The organism is Pseudorhizobium tarimense (assembly GCF_022968135.1).
GTDB classification, from domain to species: Bacteria; Pseudomonadota; Alphaproteobacteria; order Rhizobiales; family Rhizobiaceae; genus Neorhizobium; species Neorhizobium tarimense.
Genome location: NZ_JALJRA010000004.1, coordinates 187,447 through 210,397, shown reverse-complemented (window position 1 = coordinate 210,397; position 22,951 = coordinate 187,447). Strand labels below are relative to the sequence as shown.

The following is a 22,951-nucleotide window of genomic DNA, read 5'->3' as shown; positions in this document are numbered from 1 at the left end:
CTCCCTATCTCACGCGCCAGATGGCGAACGGCATGCCGGGCTCCAGCCGCAGCCGCTGCCACTTTCCGGTCCACTTAAACCTGTGACCGGAGATGAGGTCCTCCATGGAAAGCGATGCATGGTCCGGGAGGTTCCATGACCATAACGGGACTTCGAGATCCGCTTCCTGGACGTTGTACGGATCCAGGCTGATCGCGATCAGCAAGACGTTCTCCCGACCCGGGCTCGCCTTCTCGAAGAACATGATGTTGTCGTTCCAAGCGGTCAGCAGCGTCAGGCCCAGATGGGAATGCAGTGCCGCGTTCTCCTTGCGGATGCGGTTGAGCAGGCCGATCTCGTGCTTGATGTTGCCCGGCCGGTCCCAATCCCAGGCGCGGATCTCGTATTTTTCGCTATCGGCATATTCCTTGCGCTTGGCATCCGGGCGCCCTTCGCAGAGTTCGAAGCCGTTATATACGCCCCACAGTCCGGAAAGCGTTGCCGCCAGCGCCGCACGGATCACGTAGGCCGGGCGCGGAGCGTTCTGCAGAAAGTCCGGGTTGATGTCGTGCGTGTTGACGAAGAAGTGCGGTCGGAAGAAATCCTTCGGCTCCTCCGTGGTGATCTCGCGCATGTATTGCTCGAGCTCCCACTTGGCATTGCGCCACGTGAAGTAGGTGTAGGACTGCGAGAAGCCGATCTTCGCCAGGCGGTACATGACCTTCGGCTTTGTGAAGGCCTCCGATAGGAAGATCACCTCGGGCTGGCGCGAGCGGATGTCCGCAATCAGCCACTCCCAGAAGGGGAAGGGCTTGGTGTGCGGGTTGTCGACCCGAAAGAGCTTGACGCCTTGGTCGACCCACATCTGCACGATGTCGCGCAGTTCCTTCCATAGTGACGGGACGGCATCTTTAGCGTAGAAGTCGACGTTGACGATGTCCTCGTACTTCTTCGGCGGGTTCTCCGCGTAGCGGATAGAGCCGTCCGGCCGCCAGTCGAACCAGCCGGGATGCTGTTTAAGCCATGGGTGATCGGGCGAAGCCTGGATAGCCAGGTCGAGCGCGATCTCCATACCGTGTTCTTGCGCTGCTTCCACAAGCCTCTTGAAGTCTTCGAAATTGCCGAGTTCCGGATGAATGGCATCATGCCCGCCATCCTCGGAGCCGATGGCATAGGGGCTGCCCGGATCGCCGGGTGCCGCCTTCAGGCTGTTGTTGCGGCCCTTGCGGTTGGTGCTGCCGATCGGGTGGATCGGCGGGAAATAAACGACGTCGAAGCCCATGTCGCGGATAGCGGGGAGCCGCCGGATGACGTCGTCGAATGTGCCGTGGCGGTTGGGGTCGCCACTTTGCGAGCGCGGGAAGAGCTCATACCAGCTAGCAAAGCTTGCGCCGATGCGCTCCGCCTCAAGCGGCATGACCTGCGAGCGGATGCGGAACGGACGGCGGTCTGCCTTCGCCATCAGCTCGGACGTGTGATGGTCGAGCAGAAGCTCTGTGCGCCGGGCCTCCGTTGCCTGGTTGAGATCCTCCAGCAGATCCTTCAAGGCGCGACGGAGGTCTCCTTCGGCACTGTCGAGAGCCGCCGCAACGAGATTGATGCCCTCCTGGATCTCCAGCTTGAGGTCGAGACGGGCGTCGTGCTTCTTGACGAACTCGTAGCGGAAGATTGCAAACGGGTTGCGCCATGCTTCCACGGCGTACTCATGCCGGCCCATGCGCCGCGGCGTGAACTCGGCCTGCCAGCGATCGTTCTCGAAAAGCTGCATGCGCACTTCCTGCCACTCTTCTTCGTCCGCTGCGCGCCACAGCAGCACGGCAGCGAGAGGATCATGGCCGTCGCCGAAGATGTCGGCCTCAACCCTGATGGTGTCACCGACGACGCGCTTGACCGAGAACCGGCCCTCGTCGACGGAAGGCGTGATCTTGTCGATCGCCAGGCGCGGCGCTTCGGCTGCCGCTGCGAGATCGGGAAGGGGCGATTGCGATTGAACCGGCGAGGAGCTCCGTCCTTCGAGAATGCGGACTTCCCCGGGTTTCAAACGTGCGCCGGTCGATCCTTCGATCTCCTTCAACGGCAGGAAGGACGAGGCAACCTGCTGGATCGCGTTGAGCGGCGGCGAAGCGCTTTGGCGCAGGTCGCGATTGACGACGATGGCGCGCACGATTTCCGAGGTTCGCAGGTCTTCCCGATCCGATTGGAGGATTGCCACGGCGGGCGTGCTGCTGCCGGAGATAAGGGTCAGCGGCCGGCGGTGGAAGTCGTCCTTATCCTGCCGCAGCTTTTCGTTGGTGCTGCGGATCTCGCCAGAGATGTCAAAGCCTGACTGATCCCGGAAGCCGGCAAGCCCGAGGCCGTCGCCTCCCATCTGATCGAGTGGCATCGATGCGCCGTATTCAAAGCCCATCGGGATCATCAGGCCGCCGCCGAGATGGGCCGCAAGCTTCAGCTGGCGCAAGGCGCGCCGCTCCAACACCTCGCAGCTTTCCGTGCCGTGCGCCAAACGCTTGGCGAAGGGAGCCTCCGGGAAAGCGATCTGATAGCCGAGGCTCCTTTGAAGCAGATGCTCTTCCGGCAGCCAGCTGTCTTCGAGGTTCCACCAGGCGAGCGAAGAACAGCATCCATCGAAGCCCGCGCCATCCAGAGCGCGACGTCGGCCGAAATCGGTGCCCGGCGTCCAGGCGATGAACTGGAGATCACGCCCATCCGAACGGGCATGGCGGATCAATGATGCCCAGGCCTCTTCCGGCACACGGTTTATGCCGAGGCACCGGAACCCGGCGATTCCAGCCTCGGCCATTCGTGCGATCCGTTGGCGCCACTCTTCCAGATGCTGGAAGGTCTGGTCGCTGGGGGAGAGATCAATCAGTTCGCCGCAGCTGTCGTCTGGCCCGATCCGCGGGTCAGACACGATGTGGGTGCTGCCTTCATCCCTTCGCGCCACTCGATCAATGACAAGATCCAGCATCAGGCTGAGGTCTTCCTTCCCGGCAGCGTCGGCGAGGGCCTGCAACACCTCGTCGACATCCTCACCCAGCCCAAGCTGAGGATCGATACGGTCGAAGTTCTTGGAGGTGAAGACGCTGGTGTGCTTGCCGCGCTCGAACACAGGAGCGCTCAAAATGGTGTCGAAGCCTAGGCTGGAAGCGTGTCGGAAGGTCTCTTGCCACGCCGCGAGACCGTTCAACTGCAGCGGATGAACGTAATAGATTCTCGGCGGCTGCCTGACGTGTGAAACCGGCGCATCGATCCTGGGGAGCGAATTCATAGCGGGGCCCTACGTTAGCGTTCGCAGCTTAACGGTCAGACTCGCTGGTTGTTCCAGATGCCGAACGGGCTTCCGCGGCCTTACTAGTTCAGTTGGGCTTCGGCGACCGCATCCTCGAACCTTGCGCGGGCGACATCTGCAGATTCTCGGCCGTCCAGTGCGGCGAGGCAGGCGTAACGGGCCTTCACGAACCGCGGCCCTTTGATGTTGGGCCAATGATGATCAAGGAAATCGAGTGCCTCGAAGGTGCTCGCGACGGCTTCGGACCGCGTTCTCACCGGCGGATGCCATACCACGTCTTGCATGTCTTCCTCCCATGGTGTCTCAGATGTTAGCCAGAGGCCGAGACGCTCAATCGAACGCTCAGGGATTGCAGCGGTTGCGCCATGAGCCGTAGTTTATCACGAGTTTCCGGAGCGCCTAATGTTATCTGCCTCACGCATTAGGAGAGGGCATAAGTCGCCGTTGCCGTCTTTCTCCCCGCACAGCCGCCGATTTTCAGGCTGTACTAACGATACCGGCGCACCACCGGCGATCGCGATTGTCATCGCGTCAGGAAGGGATATAACCGCCTATCGGCTTTGATATGGGAATCTTGTATGTTTCGGCGGGCAGGGCTAACCGACATCGACTTGAATCTGCTGTTCAATCTTGCCCCCAATCCCTACGTTCTCCTCGACCGGGAGCTGCGCATGGTGGGGATGAACGCGGCGTATCTGAACGTCACAATGCGGACCGAGGCGGAATTGCTCGGGCGCAAGATGTTCGACGAGTTTCCCAGCGATCCCGATTCCGTGCATGGCAAGATGCTGCGTCAGTCGCTCGCTCGCGTCCTGGAGACCGGCGAGGTGGATCAGCTCTCGCTGATCCCGTACCCGATCGCTGGGCCGGGCGGCGTCATGGAGAACCGCTACTGGAGCGCGACCCATACGCCGATCAAGGGCGGCGACGGTGCGGTGGATTTCATCCTGCAGCACACGGTCGACGTGACCGAGCTGCATCGCCTGCGGCAGGCAGCCGATGTCGGTGACTGGAAGATGCAGTCGGACGTGCTGCAGCGGGCAACCGCCGTGCAGGGCCAGAACCGTATCCTCGGCGAAGAGCGGGAGTATCTGCGAAACCTGTTCGAGCAGGCCCCGGGATTCATGGCGGTGCTTCGCGAGCCAGAGCACGTCTTCACCATTGCCAACAAGGCCTATCGCGAACTCGTGGGCCGCAGCGACCTGATCGGCAAGCCGATCCGCTCAGCCCTACCGGACATCGCCGGGCAAGGCTTTTTCGAACTCCTCGATCAGGTCTACAAGACCGGCGTACCCTACGCCGCAAGTGCAGCGCGCGTTTCCCTGCTCCGCTCATCGGATGAGGCGCCGGAAGAGCGCTTTCTCGACTTCGTTTATCAGCCCATTCGCGATGCTTCCGGTGCTGTTACAGGGATTTTCGTGCAGGGGCACGACGTCACCAGCCTGCGTGAGGCGCAGGAAACGGCAAAGGAGAACGAGAACCGTTTTCGCACTCTTGCCCAGTCCCTGCCAAACCAGGTCTGGACGGCGCTGCCGAATGGACAGATCGAATGGTGCAACGACCAGATCTACCGCTACAGCGGCCTGGACAGCCTCTACTTTGATGCAACCTCACGTTCCGTGATGATCCATGTGGAGGAGCGCGACGAGGTGACCCGGCGTTGGCAGCAATCGCTGAGAAGCGGCCAGCCGTTCGAGATGGAACTGCGCCTGCGTCGGTACGACGGCGAGTTTCGCTGGTTCATCAGTCGAGCGGCCCCGATCATGAACAGCGACGGTGACATCATTCTGTGGGTCGCTACCAACACGGACATCGAGGAGCAGAAGAAGACGGAGTCCCAGCTCGAATACCTGGCTGAATCACTGGGGCAGACGGTGGAAGCTCGAACTCTCGAACTGGAGCGGACTCAGGAGGTCCTGCGCCAGAGCCAGAAAATGGAGGCGATCGGCAACCTCGCTGGCGGGATTGCGCACGACTTCAACAACCTGCTGCAGGTCATTACCGGAAACCTGCAGCTTCTGAACCGTGATGTGTCCGGCAATGAAGCGGCCGAACGACGCGTTGCAGGTGCATTGGCTGGCGCCGCAAGAGGCGCGCGACTGGCATCCCAGCTGCTCTCATTCGGCCGGCGTCAGCCGCTGGAGCCGAAGGTCATCAATCTAAGCCGCCTGATCCGGGAGATGGATCACCTCCTTCGCCGCAGCCTCGGCGAGTCAATCGAGATCGACACGATCGTCGGCGGCGGGCTCTGGAACACGCATGTGGATCCGAGCAATGTCGAGAACGCCCTGCTCAACCTCGCCATCAACGCGCGGGATGCGATGGCGGGGCAGGGGAAGCTGACGATCGAGCTTGGCAACGCTTTCCTCGACGACGAATATGCGCGCAAGGCCGTGGACGTGAAGCCTGGCCAGTACGTCATGCTCGCGGTCACCGATACCGGTACCGGCATGACGCCCGACATCCTGGAGAAGGTGTTCGATCCGTTCTTCACGACCAAGCCGGACGGCAAGGGCACCGGGCTTGGCCTTTCCATGGTTTACGGCTTCGTGAAGCAGTCCGGCGGCCACATCAAGATCTACAGCGAGCCAGGCAGCGGGACCACCGTGCGGATCTACCTGCCGCGCTCGATGGAGGCGGAAGACGTCGTGACCGACAGTCTGACCGGCTCGGTGACCGGAGGGTCGGAAACGGTCCTCGTCGTCGAGGACGACGAAGCCGTGCGCGAGGTCACAGTCAGCCTTCTCAGCGAACTCGGCTATAAGGTGCTGAAAGCCAGGGACGCCGACAGCGCGTTGGCGATCGTCGAGAGCGGAGTGCCGATCGATCTTCTGTTTACCGACGTCGTGATGCCTGGTCGGCTGAGAAGCCGCGATCTAGCGCGCAAGGCGAAGGAGCGGCTGCCGATGCTGGGGTTGCTGTTTACCTCCGGCTATACCGAAAACTCCATTGTTCACGGCGGGCGGCTTGATCCCGGCGTCAACCTGCTGAGCAAGCCTTACACCCGCGAAGCGCTGGCCCGGAAGATCCGGCAGGTGCTGGAGCAGATCCGTGACCGCTCTGGGCTGCCGCCGAGCAGCCTGACCCCAGCCGGGGAGGCCACAGCGGCGCAGGATCTGCCGATCACGGTTCTGCTCTGCGAGGACGAGGCGCTGATCCGCATCTCCACGGCAGATTTCCTGCAAGACGCTGGGATGAATGTGGTGGAGGCGGGAACGAGTGGCGAGGCTATTGCCGCGGCGCAGAGCCATCCGATCGATATCCTCGTTACGGACGTTCACCTGCCGGACATGAGTGGGCTCGACCTCATTTTGAAGCTGCGCGAGACATTACCGCAACTGCCGGTGATCTTCGCCACTGGAGACCGGGCTGTGCCCGGATCGGAAGTTCTGGAAAGGACGGCGTTGATCACCAAGCCATACGACTACGATCTGCTGGCAACGCGGATCAAGTCGCTGGTCACGCCGCGCAGCTAGGGATCGCCATCGCCCTTGATCCCTGCTGCATGTTCTGCCTTGCGCAGCAGCCACAGCACCAGAATACCGGTGACTGTTGCGATGATTGCAACCGACCACATGCCGATGCCGACCGTCAGTCCTATCGCAGCCGAAACCCACATGCTGGCGCCGGTGGTGAGGCCCCGCACGTCGCCGCGCGCATAGACGATGACGCCGGCCGCGAGGAAGGCCACGCCGGATGTGACGGCTTCCACAAGGCGCACCGGGTCCATGCGGGTGGTATCTGCGTCGCCGAAGGTCTTGAGCATCTGAAGTGTCACCAGCGCAAAGACGCTGGCGGCAAGGCCGATGAGCATGTTGGTGCGAATGCCGGCGGTATTCTTGCGGATCTCGCGCTCAAGGCCGATGATCCCGCAGAGGATGAGCGCTCCGAAGATCCGCAGGAAGAGGACTCCCATGCTAACCGGCGACATGTTGGAGAACTCGGAGGAGAGGGTTTCCATCATTGTGCAGACGCTGTCACAGGATTGTCAGCTCACAACTGCGGCGGCAACCGGAAGTTCCCGCTCGCGGACGGTATCGACCTCCCGTGTTCGCCGCGCCGGCGGTCAGAGCTTGCCGTCCGCCTCCTGCACAACGCGCGTGAGGCTGCCGGTCGCCGGGAAGAGGGGGATGAGGCACGCCTGCAGCGCGTGGTAGATGTCGCCCTTACCCGGGAACAGGGTGTGCGCCGGCACCATGTCTTCCGTCAGCTCCTCGTGCCAGCCGCCATTCCGGTGGTCGATGAAGCGATTGGCGATGGTGCTCCAGACTAGGCGGTAGCTGTCTTCAAAGAAATCGTCCGCCGGCAGGTGCTCGTTGAGGAAATGTGCGGCACCCGCTGCCTCGCACATCGGCCACCACAGCTTATTTCGCTTGGCCGGCTTGTCGTCCCAGTCAAGCGTGTAGAAGAAGCCGCCGGCATCCTTGTCCCATCCCAGTGACATGGCTTGGACGAAGAGTGCCCTGGCCGCGTCCGGCATCCACGCATGCTGCTTCCCGCCCAGCGACCACAGCTGCAGAAGGAGGCGCGACCATTCCAGCCAATGGCCGGGGGTGGTGCCTGCAGGACGGAACATCTCGTTGGAGTGGTAGTAGTCAAGGTCGACCTTCCAATCGGCATCGAAATGCTCGGCGACGCGGAAGCCGACGCTTCCCGCGCAGCGGCGGATGACAAGATCGGCGATGCTTTCCGCCTTCTCCAGATAATGCCGCTCGCCGGTGACTTCGAAGGCAGCCATTAGCGCCTCGGTCAGATGCATGTTGGAGTTCTGGCCGCGATAGGTGCCGCCCTCGATCGGCGACCAGTCGCGATCGAACTCCTCCGCGATGGCGCCATGCCGCTCTTCCCAGAAGCGGTCCTGCAGCACTTCAGTGATGTCTGCCAGCATGCGGTCCGCCAGCGGGTGGCCGACGACTTTGGCGGAAGAGGCGGCGAGCAGCACGAAAGCATGGCCATAACCCTGCTTCGTTACGTCGACAGCGCCGTCGTCATTCAGGGACCAGACATAGCCGCCGTTCTGATCGTCGCGGTGCTGGTTCCAGAGGTACTGCATCCCATGATCGATGACCTCTCCGGCCCCGGGGTGGCCGAGCAAATAGGCGATCGAAAAGCAGTGGACCATGCGGGCGGAGGCGTGGATGCCGCGCACCGGATTGTCGCTGACAAGCGGTGAGCCTTCGTCGTTCAGATCGAAGAAGCCGCCCTTCGGATTGAGCGCACGGTACTGGAAGAAGTCCATCAGGCCGTCGGCCTGGCGAAGCAGCCAATGCCGGTGGTAGTCCCGCTTGGTCCACGTCCGTGGCATAGTACCCTGCTCGCTCATGAAACTCCTCCGGAAGTCAACGATTAGCCTTGGGCCTATAGCGTGGCAGCGAGAACCTGTCATGGCGTTTGTTGGCACCGCACCGTCCGCTTATTGTTTGACATAAAGATATGTTTATGCGCTTATGGCGCAAACCGGAAAGGGAGATGTCTATGTTCGACGAGCTGTTTGGCCCGGTGGCTGCGCCACGTGACGGAACCGAAGTGCTCGCCGCGCTGCAGAACGCTGCCCGCGAGCGGATCCTGATCATCGACGGCGCCATGGGCACGCAGATCCAGGGGCTCGGCTTCAACGAAGACCATTTCCGCGGCGATCGCTTTGCCGGCTGTGCCTGCCATCAGCAAGGGAACAACGACCTGCTCATCCTGACCCAGCCGCAGGCGATCGAGGACATCCATTACCGCTACGCAATGGCGGGCGCGGACATTCTTGAGACCAACACCTTCTCCTCGACCCGGATTGCGCAGGCCGATTACCAGATGGAGAACGCCGTCTACGACCTGAACCGCGATGGCGCCCGGCTTGCGCGCCGCGCGGCTTTGAGGGCGCAGAAGGAGGACGGCAAGCGCCGCTTCGTCGCCGGGGCGCTTGGCCCGACCAACCGAACAGCCTCCATCTCGCCCGACGTCAACAATCCCGGTTACCGGGCGGTGACATTCAACGACCTGCGGCTGGCCTATGCCGAACAGATCGACGGCCTGATCGACGGCGGTGCCGACATTATCCTCATCGAGACCATCTTTGATACGCTGAACGCAAAGGCGGCGATTTTTGCCTGCGAGGAGCGTTTTGCAGAGAAGGGGATCCATCTGCCGGTGATGATCTCCGGCACGATCACCGATCTGTCGGGGCGTACCCTGTCCGGCCAGACGCCCTCCGCCTTCTGGTATTCGGTGCGCCACGCAAACCCCTTCACTATTGGGCTTAATTGCGCACTCGGCGCCGACGCGATGCTGCCGCACCTGCAGGAGCTTTCCGGCGTCGCCGACACCTTCATCTGCGCTTATCCGAACGCCGGCCTTCCCAACGAGTTCGGCCAGTATGACGAAAGCCCCGGCGATATGGCGCGGCAGGTTGCGGAGTTTGCCCACGAAGGCTTGATCAACGTGATTGGTGGCTGCTGCGGCTCCACGCCCGAGCATATTCGCGCCATCGCGGAAGCCGTTGCCGAGCACGCACCCCGGCAGGTGCCGGAGCACAAACCACTGATGTCGCTTGCGGGGCTCGAGCCTTTCGTGCTGACGAAGGACATCCCCTTCGTCAACGTCGGCGAGAGGACCAATGTCACCGGTTCGGCCAAGTTTCGCAAGCTAATCACCGCCGGTGACTATGCCGCCGCACTCGTGGTCGCGCGCGACCAAGTCGAAAACGGCGCACAGATCATCGACATCAACATGGACGAGGGCCTGATCGATTCCGGCCGCGCCATGGTCGAGTTCCTGAACCTCGTGGCGGCCGAGCCGGACATCGCCAAGGTGCCGGTAATGATCGACTCCTCCAAGTTCGAGATCATCGAGGCGGGGCTCAAATGCGTGCAGGGCAAGGCGGTGGTGAACTCCATCTCGCTAAAGGAGGGCGAGGAGAAGTTCCTGGAGCAGGCGCGTCTCTTGCGCAATTACGGTGCCGCCGTCGTCATCATGGCCTTCGACGAGCAGGGGCAGGCGGACAGCTACGAGCGCAAGGTCGAAATCTGCGAGCGCGCCTACAAGCTCCTGACGAAGAAGGTGAATTTCCCGCCGGAAGACATCATCTTCGACCCGAACATCTTTGCGGTGGCGACCGGGATTGAGGAGCACGACAACTACGGCGTCGATTTCATAGAGGCGACGCGCACCATCCGCGAGCGCATGCCGCTCGTGCACATCTCGGGCGGCGTTTCCAACCTGTCCTTCTCCTTCCGCGGCAACGAGCCGGTGCGAGAGGCGATGCATGCGGTCTTCCTCTACCACGCCATCCAGGCGGGGATGGACATGGGCATCGTCAATGCCGGCCAGCTGGCGGTCTATGAAACGATCGATCCCGAACTTCGCGAAGCGTGCGAGGACGTCGTCCTAAACCGCCGCACGGATTCGACTGAGCGCCTGCTGGAGATAGCCGAGCGCTTCCGTGGCACAGGCGCGAAGGAGGGCAGGGCGCAGGATCTCTCGTGGCGCGAATGGTCGGTCGAGAAGCGGCTGGAGCATGCACTGGTCAACGGCATCACCGAATTTATCGACGCCGACACTGAAGAAGCTCGCCTGCAGGCGGAGCGCCCGCTGCACGTCATCGAGGGACCGCTGATGGCCGGCATGAATGTCGTCGGCGACCTTTTCGGCTCGGGCAAGATGTTCCTGCCGCAGGTCGTGAAATCAGCCCGCGTGATGAAGCAGGCGGTGGCGGTTCTCTTGCCCTACATGGAAGAGGAGAAGCGTCTGAACGGCGGTGATCAGCGGCAGTCGGCCGGTAAGATCCTGATGGCGACGGTGAAAGGCGACGTGCACGACATCGGCAAGAACATCGTCGGCGTCGTGCTTGCCTGCAACAACTACGAGATCATCGACCTCGGCGTCATGGTGCCGGCGACGAGGATCCTCGAGGTGGCCAAGGAAGAGAAGGTCGACATCATCGGCCTTTCTGGTCTCATCACGCCGTCGCTCGACGAGATGGTGCATGTTGCCTCGGAACTGGAGCGGCAGGGTTTCGACGTGCCACTGCTGATCGGCGGCGCCACGACGAGCCGCGTCCATACGGCGGTGAAGATCCATCCGCGTTACAAGCAAGGCCAGGCGGTGTATGTCACCGATGCCAGCCGCGCCGTCGGCGTCGTCTCCTCGCTTCTTTCGAACGAGGCGAAGGCACGATATGTGGAAACGGTGCGGGGCGAATACGCCAAGGTCGCCGCAGCGCATGCCCGTAGCGAGGCGGAAAAGAAGCGCCTGCCGCTCGCCCGCGCCCGCGACAATGCCCACAAGATCGACTGGGCGGACTATAATCCGGTCGCCCCGAGCTTCACGGGCACGAAGGTCTTCGACGACTACGATCTCGAGGAGTTGGCCGCCTACATCGACTGGACACCCTTCTTCCAGACCTGGGAACTGAAGGGGCGCTTTCCCGCGATCCTGGAGGACGAGGCTCAAGGAGAGGCGGCGCGGCAGCTTTATGCAGACGCCGAGGCGATGGTCGAGAAGATCATCAAGGAGAAGTGGTTCCGGCCGCGCGCGGTGATCGGCTTCTGGCCGGCGAATGCGGTGGGCGACGACATCCGCCTGTTCACGGACGATGCTCGTGCCGAAGAGCTGGCAACCTTCTTCACCCTTCGCCAGCAGCTCTCCAAGCGCGATGGGCGCCCGAACGTCGCACTGTCGGATTTCGTCGCCCCCGTGGAGAGCGGCAAGCGGGACTATGTCGGTGGCTTCGTCGTCACGGCAGGGATCGAGGAGGTGGCGATCGCCGAACGCTTCGAGCGGGCGAACGACGACTACTCCTCCATTCTCGTCAAGGCACTTGCCGACCGCTTCGCCGAAGCCTTCGCCGAGCGGATGCACCAGCGCGTCCGCAAGGAATTCTGGGGTTATGCATCAAACGAAACGCTCGCCAACGACCAGCTCATCGGCGAGGAATATGCAGGCATCCGCCCGGCACCCGGCTATCCCGCCCAGCCGGACCATACGGAAAAGGATACTCTGTTCCGCCTCCTCGACGCGGAAGCCGCCACGGGCGTGAAGCTGACCGAGAGCTTCGCGATGTGGCCCGGCTCCTCCGTCGCCGGCCTCTATATTGGCCACCCCGAAGCCTACTATTTCGGCGTCGCCAAGGTGGAGCGGGACCAGGTGCAGGACTATGCCGCGCGCAAGCACATGCCGGTTGAGGAGATCGAGCGCTGGCTCGGTCCGGTGCTGAACTACGTGCCGGTCAATCCGGGCAGCGCGGAGGACGAGGCGGCCTAGCGGCTCATCCGTCTAGTCCCTGACGACCAGCAGGTCTCCGGAAGAGAAGCGGAGGTCAACCGTCTGGCCCGGCTTCGGCATGGCGAGATCCGGCGCGTTGAAGGTGTCGAATGACACCGGGCTGCCGGCAACCGAGATCTTGGTTCGAACGACCGAACCGAGGAAGCTTGAGGACAGCACGTCGCCCTTGAGCGTCGAATCGCCGGGGCCGCCGAGTGAGCCCGCCTCCGGGCGAAGCGCCAGGACGATCGGGTCGCCCGCAGATTTGCCGTCGAGCCTTTCCTTCAGCGTGATCACCTGGCCGCCTACTTGCACCGTCTGCTGGGCCGGATCCACCACCGTGGCGTCCAGCATGTTCAGTGTGCCGACAAAGGAGGCGACAAAGCGGGTGGCGGGGCGGTTGTAGATCTGCGATGGCGTGCCGATCTGGTCGGCGCGGCCCGCGTTCATCACGACGATGCGGTCGGAGATCGAGAGAGCCTCCTCCTGATCATGCGTCACGAAAACGGTGGTGATGCCGAGCTGGCGCTGGATCTGGCGGATTTCTTCGCGCAACGAGACGCGGATCTTAGCGTCCAGTGCGGAAAGCGGTTCGTCGAGCAGCAAGAGCTGGGGCTTTGGAGCTAGCGCCCGTGCCAGTGCCACGCGCTGCTGCTGCCCGCCGGACATCTGGTAGGGGTAACGGTCAGCAAGATGCTCCAGTCGGATGAGCGCCAGCATCTCCTTGACGCGTGCCTCGATCTGCGCCCGAGGTGTACCCGCGACTTTCAGGCCAAACGCGACATTGTCGAAGACGTTCATGTTCGGAAAGAGCGCATAGGCCTGGAAGACCATGCCGATATTGCGCTGGTTGGTCTTCAGGCGGCTCTGGTCCCGTCCGTCGATGCTGATCGTGCCGCCGCTCGGTGCCTCGAAGCCCGCGATCATCCTGAGAACCGTGGTCTTGCCGCAGCCGGAGGGGCCAAGAAAGGAGACAAACTCGCCCTTCTCGATCGACATGTTGAAGTTTTTCACCACCTGAACGGGGCCGAAGCTTTTCTGGAGGTTATCGAGAACCAGGAACGACATGAACGGAAATCCTAGTGGCGCGCCGGCGCGGCCTTGCTGAAACGGGAAACGAATTGGATGAGGGCGAGACAGGCCCAGGTGATGGCAAAGGCGATGACGGACAGTGCGAAGGGCTCATAGGCCTTGTTGGCGCCGATCCGTTGGAGATACGGGCCGAAAGCGGGACGATCGAGGAGGGCCGCCAGCGTGAACTCGCCGATCACGATTGCGAAGGTGAGGAAGGCGCCTGAAAGAACGGCGGGGACGACGTTCGGTAAAATGACGCGGCGGAGGATCGTGAACCAGCCGGCGCCGAGGATCTGCGCGGCTTCCGTGAGCGTCGCGACGTCAATGGTTCTGAGCCCGGTATCTACAGCGCGATACATATAGGGCAGCGCCAGGATCGTGTATCCGAAGGCGAGAAGGGCGTTGGTGCCGAAGATAGAGCCGGTCAACGGCAACCAGCTTGCCGTGTTGTACAGGCGGATATAGCCGAACACGACGACGATTGCGGGGATGACCAGCGGCAGAAGCGTGACGAATTCGACATATGGCCGAGCCCAGGGCATCTTCAGCCGCACCCAGAAGGCGGTCGGGACGACGATCAGGATGCCGATCACGATCGTCACCAGCGCCATCACCACCGAATAGCTGAAGGTTGCCTGGAATTGCGGGTCGGCGAAGACCTCGCGGTAGGCATCGAAGGAGTAGACGCCGCGGCGCGCCTTCAGCGAAAACTCAAAAAGACCGCCGAGCGGCACGAAGAAATAGAGCAGGCCGAAGATCAGGACGGCCCAGCCGACGATGCGGGTCCAGACGCTCATTTCAGCCACCTCTCGGCGCGGATGCGCAGCCAGATGTAGACGACGTTGGCGATGGCGGTCACCACGATCATGCCGAAGGCCATGGCATAACCCAGGTTAGGGTTACCGAGGACATCCCCGCGGATCTGCGCAAAGAGCTGGATCGGCACGATGTTGAGGCTCGATCCGGTGAGCGCGATCGCCGTCGCGACGGCGCCGAAGGAATTGGCGAAGAGTAGGGCGAAAGTGCCGAGCAGCGAGGGAAAGAGGATCGGCAGGGCGACCATACGCCAATACTGCAGCCCCGTTGCCCCGAGTACCTCGGCCGCTTCCCGCCACTCGCGGCGCAGCCCTTCGAGGGCAGGGGTGATGATGAGGATCATCAGGGGGATCTGGAAAAACAGATAAGTGATGGTCAGCCCCCAGAAGCTCAGGATGTTGAACCCGAGGTCGCGCTGCAGAACAATGCCGAAGTTCTGGCGCAGCATGACCGTAACGAGGCCGACAGGTCCGAAGGTCGCCAGGAAAGCGAACGCTAGCGGCACGCCAGCAAAGTTCGAAGCGACTCCGGAAAAGGTCATCAACGGCGACCTGATCCAGCGAGGGACGGCGCCGAATGTCACGGCTGCCGCCATGCCGAAGCCGATCAGGCAGCCGAGCGCTGCCGAGGCAACGGACACTTTGACCGAGATCCAGTAGCTCGACGGGATCGTGCCGCTGTTCAGATCGATGAGGTTCTGGAGGGTGAAACTACCGTCGCGGGTGTGGAAGGCACCGATGACGATATGCATCGTCGGCAGCACCAGGAACAGCCCAACGAAGATGACGAAGGGCATCAGCCCCAGCCAGGTGAAGTTGAGACGCAGCCAGGGGGCAGGTCGCGCTTGATTCATGGCGGCAGCTTCCCCTCGTCGGCGCGTTTCGGTCTGTGGCAAAAATAAGGCTGGGTCGTCGAACATGGCAAGCCCCGGCCAGGTAGGTCCTGTCCGGGGCTGTGTCGGGTTCTTACTGAACGTTCGCGCCGACGACGCTGTCCCAGCCTCCGGTGACGGCAGCCTTGTTGGCATTCTGCTCTTCCACAGTCGGGAAGACGGCCGCTTCATAGCTTTCTGCCGGCGGCAGGGCGTCCATCAGTTCCTGCGGGATCTTGCCGGCCTTGGCCATGGCGTTGAAGCGCGCCGGGTGGCAATAGCCCTTCAGCCACAGGTTCTGGCCTTCGTCGGAGTAAAGGTATTCCATCCAGAGCTTCGCGGCATTTGGGTGCGGCGCGTAGGCGGAGATGCCCTGAACGTAGACGCCAGCGAGAACGCCGGTCTTCGGCACGACGACTTCGACCGGCGGGTTGCCGTTCAGCTCGTCACGCCACGCCAGTGCGTTGTAGTCCCATGCAATGGAGATCGGCGTTGCGCCTTGAGCGATGGTGCCTGCCTTGGCGATGACCGGAACGAAGTTGCCAGCCTTGTTGAGCTCAGCGAAATATTCGAGCCCAGCCTCGCCGGCTTCTTCGCCGGACTTTGCGCCCTTCGAGAGGCCAGCTGCGAGAACAGCGAGGATCGCCTGGTTGGAAGCGCGCGGATCACCGGCGAGTGCGACCTGACCGGCATAGTCCGGCTTCAGCAGATCGGCCCAGTCCTGCGGCACCGTTTCAACCATGTCCTTGTTCACGATGAAGGACAGAACGCCGTAGTAGTCGCCGTACCAGTAGCCTTCGGCGTCCTTCACGTCGTCGGGGATCTCATCCCAGGTGGAAACCTTGTAGGGCTGCAGCAGGCCCTCTTCCTTCATCTGCGGACCGAAGGCCAGGCCGACGTCGACCACGTCGGGGGCCTGTGGGCCCTTGTTGTCCTTGTTGGCCTTGATCGCCTCGACTTCGTCGGCAGAGCCGGCGTCCGGGTTCAGCTCGTTGACCTGGATCTCCGGATACTTGGCCTTGAAGCCGGCGATGACGTCGCCATAGCCGCACCAGCTGTGGGGCAGGGCGATGGTCGTCAGCATGCCTTCCTTCTTGGCAGCTTCGACGAGTTCCGCGCTCGGTTCGGCAGCGGCAAAGCTTGCCGATGCGATGACGAGCGCGGTCGTCAGGGAGAGCAGGCGGTGGGTCTTGTTGAGCACGATATCCTCCTGATGTTGGTCGTGTTGGCGAAGCTCGTAGAACCAGTTCATGTACGGTATGTGACAAGGGTTGAAGGTGAGGTAGCGCTCATTTAGCAGCGGGGAAAATCCGCCGTTCTGTGGGCGCCGTTACTCCAGCTTCTGGTGGTTGTGGCGCCTGAAGAGCCGCGAGCGCTCGAACAGTTCCTCAAGCGAATTCATGCGTTGGCGCGTCTTGTCCCAGGCGCAACTCTGAACCGCCTCGATCAACGCTTCCACCACGAAGAGGGTAACCACCGAGGAGTCCCAGGCGCTCGGCGCCTCGATGCGGACGCGGAAGATATGGCGGGCATGCTGGGCAACCGGCGAGCCCCAGACATCGGTCATGAGGATGATGACGATTCCGCTTGACTTGGCGACCTCCGCCAGCGTCGCCATCTCCTGCTCGTAGCGGCGGATGTCGAAGATCACCAGCACGTCGCCCCGGTTCATGTTCAGCACGTGCTGCGGCCAGGAGCTGGAATTGGTCGAGATCAGCGTCGTCTTCGGGCGGATCACCTGCATGTGGGTGAAGAAGTATTCCGCCAGTGCGCAAGTGATGCGCCCGCCGACGAAATAGATGCTGCGGTCGCGGTCACCGAGAAGGGCGGCGGCATCCTCGAAAGTCTTGGTATCGAGATCGGACAGCGTCTCGCGCAGATTGGCGGTAATCGCGTCGGCAAACCGGTTGAGGATGTGGGTGCCCGGCGCATTCAGCGCCCAGCGGTCGTGCTTGGCGATCGGATTGGAGATCGTTTCTTCCAGCTCGTGGTGAAGACGCGACTGAAACTCCGGGTAGCCCTTGAAGCCGAGCTTCTGCACCATGCGGGCCACCGTCGGCGTCGAAACACCGGCATTCTCCGCAATGGCCGTGATGCTCCCGAGGCCGGACACCGGATAGTTCTCCAAAATCCTGTCGGCCAACTGGCGTTCCGCACGCGTCAAATCGTCGTAACGTGTGCGGATGGCATCCGAGACGGTGCGTGCGGTCGTTGGCACTGAAGCTGTTCCCTCCGGTCTTCGCCGGTTGAAGAAGATTTAAAGGTTCTTTCCCCTCCGGAGTCAATGCGCAGAATGAAGAGAAATTTTCAGAACTGCATTGACGTGCCGCCATAGATGAAGAATTCTCTTCCGTGAAACGAGGGGGTGAGGCGACTTTGGTGGTGCTGGCGCAGACCGAGATGTTGAGCAAGGCGGATGGCGAAGCCGTCGCCGTCGACAATCCGGATGCAGCCGGAGACGTTCTACTCGTGTGCGAGCACGCGTCCCGCCGCTTGCCGCAGCGCTATGGCACGCTCGGTCTCTCCGAAGAGGCCCTGTCGTCCCACATCGCTTGGGACCCCGGAGCGCTTGCAGTGGCGCAACTGATGGCGCGGCAGCTGGATGCCACGCTGATCTATCAGCGCTTCTCCCGCCTCATCTACGACTGCAACCGACCGCCGGAATCGCCGGCTGCGATCCGTGACGTCAGCGAGATCTTCCGCGTTCCCGGCAATGAGAACCTGAACAATGCCGAGCGGTCTCTGCGCACGTCGTCGCTCTACCTCCCGTTCCAGGGGCGCATTCGCGAAGAGATCGCGGTGCGGCGAGCGCATAGCCGCGAGACGGTGCTGGTGACCATACATTCCTTCACGCCGGTCTATTTCGGTCGCAAGAGAGAGGTCGAAATCGGGATACTGCACGACCGCGACAGTCGCCTGGCCGATGCCATGCTGGCTGCGGCAAGCAGGCATCTTTACCGTGTGGAACGCAACGAGCCATACGGCCCGGCCGATGGGGTCACCCACACACTTGAGCTGCATGCCTTGCCGGCGGGACTTTTGAACGTGATGATCGAGATCCGCAACGACCTCATCGCCGACGAGGCAGGGCAGGTCGTTGCGGCGGACTTCCTCAGCCAGCTTCTGAGGGAAAGCATCAGTGCGCTGACCAAACAGAACAACAATGGCTGCGCGTAAAGAGGTGGAACGGACTGGGAGAATGAGAGGATGTCTTCGCATGTGAGTGGCGTGTCGGGCCCTGCCGATGCCTGAGACGCTGAAAACCTATGTCCGCATCGTCGACCGCTTCAACCGCGGCGTCGGCCGGGTGACCATGTACCTCATCTTCGTGATGATGGGCATCCTGCTGTGGTCGTCGATCTCCAAGACCTTCTTCCTCCCGTCGCTCTGGACGCTGGAGATGGCACAGTTCGTCATGTCGGCCTACTTCCTGCTCGGCGGGGCCTATTCGCTGCAGCTGGATTCGCATGTCCGGATGGACCTGGCCTATGGCCGCTGGTCGCCCCGGACGAAGGCAATCGTCGACGTCGTCACCATCTTCATGCTGTTCGTTTACCTGTTCTTCCTGCTTTATGGCGGCATCTCCAGTACCTCTTACGCCCTCCAGTACAACGAGACGAGCTACTCGTCCTGGTCGCCCTATATGGCGCCGATCAAGATCATCATGGTGATCGGCATCTTCCTGACCCTGCTGCAGGCAACCTCCATCTTGATCAAGGATCTTGCGGTGGCACTCGGAAGGCCGCTTGCATGAGCGCCGAGATGGTCATTCTCTTCATGTTCTCGTCCATGCTGCTCAGCATGCTGACGGGGCAGCGGGTCTTTGCCGTGATCGGCTTCGTCGGCGTGGTCGCGGCAGCGGTACTGTGGGGCAACGGCGGCTTCGAACTCGGCTTCTCGGCGGCGATGAAGCTGATGAAGTGGTATCCGCTGCTGACGCTGCCGCTCTTTATCTTCATGGGTTACCTTCTGTCGGAATCCGGCATCGCCGAAGACCTCTACAAGGCTTTCCACGTCTGGATGGGAGGGCTGCGCGGCGGTCTTGCCCTCGGCACGATCGGGCTGATGGTGATCATCTCGGCGATGAACGGCCTATCTGTCGCCGGCATGGCGATCGGCGCCACTATCGCGCTCCCGGAACTGCTCAAGCGCGGTTACGACAAGACCATGGTGACCGGCGTCATCCAGGCGGGCAGTTCGCTCGGCATCCTCGTGCCGCCAAGCGTCGTACTGGTGCTCTACGGCATGATCGCGCGGCAGCCCGTGGGGCAGTTGTGGCTGGCGGGAGCCTTCCCGGGCCTGCTGCTGGCCGCTCTCTTCGTCATCTACATCGTTATCCGCTGCCACTTCAATCCGTCACTTGGGCCGGTGCTCCCAAAGGAGGAGCGCAACATCCCGCTGGCGGATAAGCTGAAGCTCCTGCGCGCCGGCATTCTACCGCTCCTGATCTTCTTCCTGATGATGGGGCTTTTCCTGATGGGCTATACCAGCCTGGTGGAAAGCTCTGCGGTCGGCGCCCTCTCGGCGCTTGTGGTGGCCGCTTTCAAGCGCCGTCTCGGCAACGGCGTCCTGACCCGCACGATTGAGCAGACGCTCGGCATCACCTGCATGTTCATGTGGATCATTCTGGCCGCCCTCTGCTTCGGTGCAGTCTTCGACGGGCTGGGCGCCGTGCGGGCGATCGAGGGGCTTCTGATCAACGAGTGGGAGCTGTCGCCGTGGACGATCCTGATCATGATGCAGGTGTCCTTCATCTTGATGGGCATGTTCCTCGACGATACGGCCATGCTCGTCATCGTGGCGCCGCTCTATATCCCGCTCGTGGGCAAGCTCGGTTTCGATCTCGTCTGGTACGGCGTGCTTTACACGATCACCTGCCAGATCTCGTACATGACGCCGCCCTTCGGCTACAATCTCTTCCTGATGCGGGCGATGGCGCCGCCGCAGATATCGCTTGGCGACATCTACAGATCGGTCTGGCCCTTCGTGATCATCATGATGATCGGCCTTGCGATCATCATGGCCTTCCCGCAGATCGCACTCTGGCTGCCGGAGCACGTCAATGTGCGCGGCTGAACTCAAGACACCAAGAACAAGAGCCCGAATGAATGGGCCATATCTCGCACCGGGTGAGCCGGTGCGGCGTGACTGTATCAATCAGCAACAGAGGGAACAGACATGACGAACAGACGCGACTTCCTGAAAAAGGCGGGCTTGACCGCCGCCGCCGCCGGGCCGGCCATGCTGGCCGCCCCTTACGTGAAGGCCCAGGCACCGATCCGCTGGCGGCTGCAGACCTATGCGGGTCCGGCGCTTGCCGAACACGTCATCAAGCCGGCAATCGATTCCTTCAACAAGATCGCCGACGGACAGATGGAGATCGAGCTCTATACCGCCGACCAGCTTGTGCCGACCGGCGAACTCTTCCGCGCCATGCAGGCAGGCACGATCGATGCGGTGCAATCGGACGATGATTCAATGAACTCTCCCGTCGACATCAAGGTGTTCGGCGGCTACTTCCCCTTCGCCTCGCGCTATAGCCTTGATGTGCCGACGCTGTTTCACCAGTACGGCCTGAACGAAATCTGGGAAGAGGCCTACAACGAGGTCGGCGTGAAGTGGTTGTCCGCTGGTTCCTGGGATCCCTGCAACTTCGCCACCAACAAGCCGCTGAAGAGCCTGGAAGACCTGAAAGGTCTTCGCATTTTCACCTTCCCGACTGCTGGGCAGTTCCTGGCGCGCTTCGGCGTCGTTCCGGTCACGCTGCCCTGGGAAGACGTGCAGGTGGCAATGCAGACGGGGGAGATTGACGGCATTGCCTGGTCCGGCATCACCGAAGACTATACGGTCGGCTGGGCGGACGTGACGAAGTACTTCCTCACCAACAACATCTCCGGTGCTTGGTGCGGCTCGTTCTTCGCCAATGCCGACCGCTGGAACGAGGTGCCGGACAACCTGAAGGAGTTGTTCAAGCTGACGATGGATTCGTCGCACTACTACCGGCAGCACTGGTACTGGGGCGGGGAAGCGAAGCTGCGCGTCGAAGGCACAAAGCTCGAACTGACCACCATTCCGGAAGAAGAGTGGAAGACGGTGGAGGCGGAAGCCATGAAGTTCTGGGACGAGGTTGCTCAGACGAGCCCGCGCACGGCTAAGGTCGTGGAGATCCTGAAGAAGTATCGCGAGACGATGGAGAAGGCGGGACCGCCTTATCGCTACAGCTGAGTCATGAGGGGCGGCGGGCAGAGAGCCCACCGCCCCTCGCATCCATTTTGCCCTGACGGACATTCTCTATGAGCGCCAACTACACCTTCGAAGACCTCAAATCCGATGTGGCTGACGGCAGCATCGATACCGTTCTCGCCTGCCTTGTCGACATGCAGGGCCGGCTCATGGGCAAACGCTTCCAAGCCCAGTTCTTCGTCGAGAGCGCCTACGAGGAGACCCATAGCTGCAATTACCTGCTTGCCACCGACATGGAGATGGAAACTGTTTCCGGCTTCAAGGCAACGAGCTGGGAGAAGGGGTACGGCGACTACACCATGAAGCCGGATCTTTCGACGCTCCGGCGCGTGCCCTGGCTGCAAGGCACCGCACTCGTTCTCTGCGACGTGCTGGATCACCACACGCATGAGGAGGTGCCCCATTCTCCGCGTGCGATTCTGAAGAAGCAGGTCGGGCGACTGGAAGCGATGGGCATGAAGGCCTTCATAGCAACGGAGCTCGAATTCTTCCTGTTCGACCAGACGTATGAACAGGCGCAGGCCTCCGGCTACAGGAGCCTCAAGCTCGCCAGCACCTATAACGAGGACTACCACATCTTCCAGACCACCAAGGAAGAGGATGTGATGAGGGCGATCCGCAACGGCCTGCAGGGTGCGGGCATTCCGGTGGAGAATTCCAAGGGCGAGGCTTCGGCGGGGCAGGAGGAGATCAACGTCCGCTACGCGGATGCGCTGACCATGGCTGACCGGCACGTCGTCATCAAGAATGCCTGCAAGGAGATCGCCTGGTCGAAAGGCAAGGCCATCACGTTCCTGGCCAAGTGGAACTACAATGCGGCCGGCTCGTCGTCGCACATTCACCAGTCGCTTTGGAGCGCGGACGGCAAGACGCCGCTCTTCTTCGACAAAGACGATGAATACGGCATGTCGGAGACGATGAAGCACTACGTGGCCGGCCTACTCGCGCATGCCGATGAGATCACCTACTTCCTCGCCCCCTATATCAACTCCTACAAGCGCTACATGGCCGGCACGTTCGCGCCGACCAAGGCCGTGTGGTCGAAGGACAACCGCACTGCCGGCTACCGACTCTGCGGCGAAGAAACGAAGGGCATTCGCATCGAATGCCGCGTTGGCGGCTCCGATCTCAATCCCTATCTCGCCATGGCGGCGCTTTTGGCGGCTGGCATTGACGGCATGGAGAAGAAGATGGAGCTCGAGCCGGCCTTCGAAGGCGACGCCTATGGCGGCAAGGACATCCGGGAGATCCCGCATACGCTACGTGATGCGACGTCCTTGATGTCCGGCTCCACGATGCTGCGCGCCGCCTTCGGCGATGACGTCATCGACCACTACACCCGGGCAGCGCAATGGGAGCAGGAAGAGTACGATCGTCGCATCACCGATTGGGAAGTGGCGCGCGGTTTCGAAAGGGCCTAGTGCTCGACC

16 protein-coding genes are annotated in these 22,951 nt (G+C 61.9%); 7 read left to right on the top strand and 9 right to left on the bottom strand.

The genetic code is table 11. The features are described 5' to 3' along the window. Positions 1 to 4: 4 nt before the first annotated feature. Together MUU54_RS06400 and MUU54_RS06395 are read right to left on the bottom strand one after the other, a co-directional pair. A complete protein-coding gene (locus MUU54_RS06400) occupies positions 5 to 3,247 on the bottom strand; it encodes a maltotransferase domain-containing protein (RefSeq protein ID WP_247243192.1) in 3,243 nt (1,080 codons plus the stop codon). Between the two features lie 83 nt (positions 3,248 to 3,330). Beyond that, a complete protein-coding gene (locus MUU54_RS06395; protein ID WP_247243191.1) occupies positions 3,331 to 3,552 on the bottom strand; it encodes a DUF982 domain-containing protein in 222 nt (73 codons plus the stop codon). 294 nt (positions 3,553 to 3,846) lie between these two features. Here MUU54_RS06395 and MUU54_RS06390 point away from each other — a divergent pair, with 294 nt between their 5' ends. Then, positions 3,847 to 6,744, top strand: coding sequence for a hybrid sensor histidine kinase/response regulator (locus MUU54_RS06390; protein ID WP_247243190.1), 2,898 nt, complete (start codon positions 3,847 to 3,849; stop codon positions 6,742 to 6,744). Here the strand turns inward: MUU54_RS06390 and MUU54_RS06385 are convergent. Both MUU54_RS06385 and MUU54_RS06380 read right to left on the bottom strand, forming a co-directional pair. Continuing rightward, positions 6,741 to 7,232: an MgtC/SapB family protein gene (locus MUU54_RS06385; RefSeq protein WP_247243189.1), complete on the bottom strand. Its 492-nt coding sequence runs from the start codon at positions 7,230 to 7,232 to the stop codon at positions 6,741 to 6,743. The genes MUU54_RS06390 and MUU54_RS06385 overlap by 4 nt on opposite strands. Before the next feature lie 102 nt (positions 7,233 to 7,334). Beyond that, positions 7,335 to 8,591, bottom strand: a complete 1,257-nt coding sequence (locus MUU54_RS06380) for an AGE family epimerase/isomerase (protein ID WP_247243188.1) — start codon at positions 8,589 to 8,591, stop codon at positions 7,335 to 7,337. A 152-nt stretch (positions 8,592 to 8,743) separates the two neighbouring features. Here MUU54_RS06380 and metH point away from each other — a divergent pair, with 152 nt between their 5' ends. Then, entirely contained in the window at positions 8,744 to 12,517 is a 3,774-nt protein-coding gene (gene metH / locus MUU54_RS06375; protein ID WP_247243276.1) for a methionine synthase, read from the top strand. Between the two features lie 12 nt (positions 12,518 to 12,529). On the opposite strand, the gene MUU54_RS06370 is transcribed toward metH, so the two are convergent. The 5 genes from MUU54_RS06370 to MUU54_RS06350 form a co-directional block, all read right to left on the bottom strand. Then, entirely contained in the window at positions 12,530 to 13,585 is a 1,056-nt protein-coding gene (locus MUU54_RS06370; RefSeq protein ID WP_247243187.1) for an ABC transporter ATP-binding protein, read from the bottom strand. Between the two features lie 11 nt (positions 13,586 to 13,596). Then, positions 13,597 to 14,388 carry an ABC transporter permease gene (locus MUU54_RS06365; protein WP_247243186.1) on the bottom strand — a complete coding sequence of 264 codons (792 nt, stop codon included), beginning with the start codon at positions 14,386 to 14,388 and terminating at the stop codon, positions 13,597 to 13,599. Beyond that, a complete protein-coding gene (locus MUU54_RS06360; protein ID WP_247243185.1) occupies positions 14,385 to 15,260 on the bottom strand; it encodes an ABC transporter permease in 876 nt (291 codons plus the stop codon). The genes MUU54_RS06365 and MUU54_RS06360 overlap by 4 nt, the downstream gene beginning before the upstream one ends. A 112-nt stretch (positions 15,261 to 15,372) precedes the next feature. Then, positions 15,373 to 16,479 (bottom strand): ABC transporter substrate-binding protein, encoded by a 1,107-nt coding sequence (locus MUU54_RS06355; RefSeq protein WP_247243184.1) that lies wholly within the window; start codon positions 16,477 to 16,479, stop codon positions 15,373 to 15,375. Between the two features lie 129 nt (positions 16,480 to 16,608). Next, positions 16,609 to 17,496 (bottom strand): MurR/RpiR family transcriptional regulator, encoded by an 888-nt coding sequence (locus MUU54_RS06350; protein WP_247243183.1) that lies wholly within the window; start codon positions 17,494 to 17,496, stop codon positions 16,609 to 16,611. Positions 17,497 to 17,660: 164 nt separating this feature from the next. Here MUU54_RS06350 and MUU54_RS06345 point away from each other — a divergent pair, with 164 nt between their 5' ends. The 5 genes from MUU54_RS06345 (at position 17,661) to MUU54_RS06325 (ending at position 22,942) form a co-directional block, all read left to right on the top strand. Beyond that, on the top strand, positions 17,661 to 18,455 hold the full coding sequence (locus tag MUU54_RS06345; protein WP_376742063.1) for an N-formylglutamate amidohydrolase: 795 nt from the start codon (positions 17,661 to 17,663) through the stop codon (positions 18,453 to 18,455). Positions 18,456 to 18,522: 67 nt separating this feature from the next. Continuing rightward, positions 18,523 to 19,032 (top strand): TRAP transporter small permease subunit, encoded by a 510-nt coding sequence (locus tag MUU54_RS06340; protein WP_247243182.1) that lies wholly within the window; start codon positions 18,523 to 18,525, stop codon positions 19,030 to 19,032. Beyond that, positions 19,029 to 20,354: a TRAP transporter large permease gene (locus tag MUU54_RS06335; RefSeq protein WP_247243181.1), complete on the top strand. Its 1,326-nt coding sequence runs from the start codon at positions 19,029 to 19,031 to the stop codon at positions 20,352 to 20,354. The genes MUU54_RS06340 and MUU54_RS06335 overlap by 4 nt, the downstream gene beginning before the upstream one ends. A gap of 102 nt (positions 20,355 to 20,456) precedes the next feature. Next, a complete protein-coding gene (locus MUU54_RS06330) occupies positions 20,457 to 21,503 on the top strand; it encodes a TRAP transporter substrate-binding protein (protein ID WP_247243180.1) in 1,047 nt (348 codons plus the stop codon). A 68-nt stretch (positions 21,504 to 21,571) separates the two neighbouring features. Beyond that, positions 21,572 to 22,942, top strand: coding sequence for a glutamine synthetase family protein (locus tag MUU54_RS06325; protein WP_247243179.1), 1,371 nt, complete (start codon positions 21,572 to 21,574; stop codon positions 22,940 to 22,942). The last annotated feature ends 9 nt before the right edge of the window (positions 22,943 to 22,951 follow it).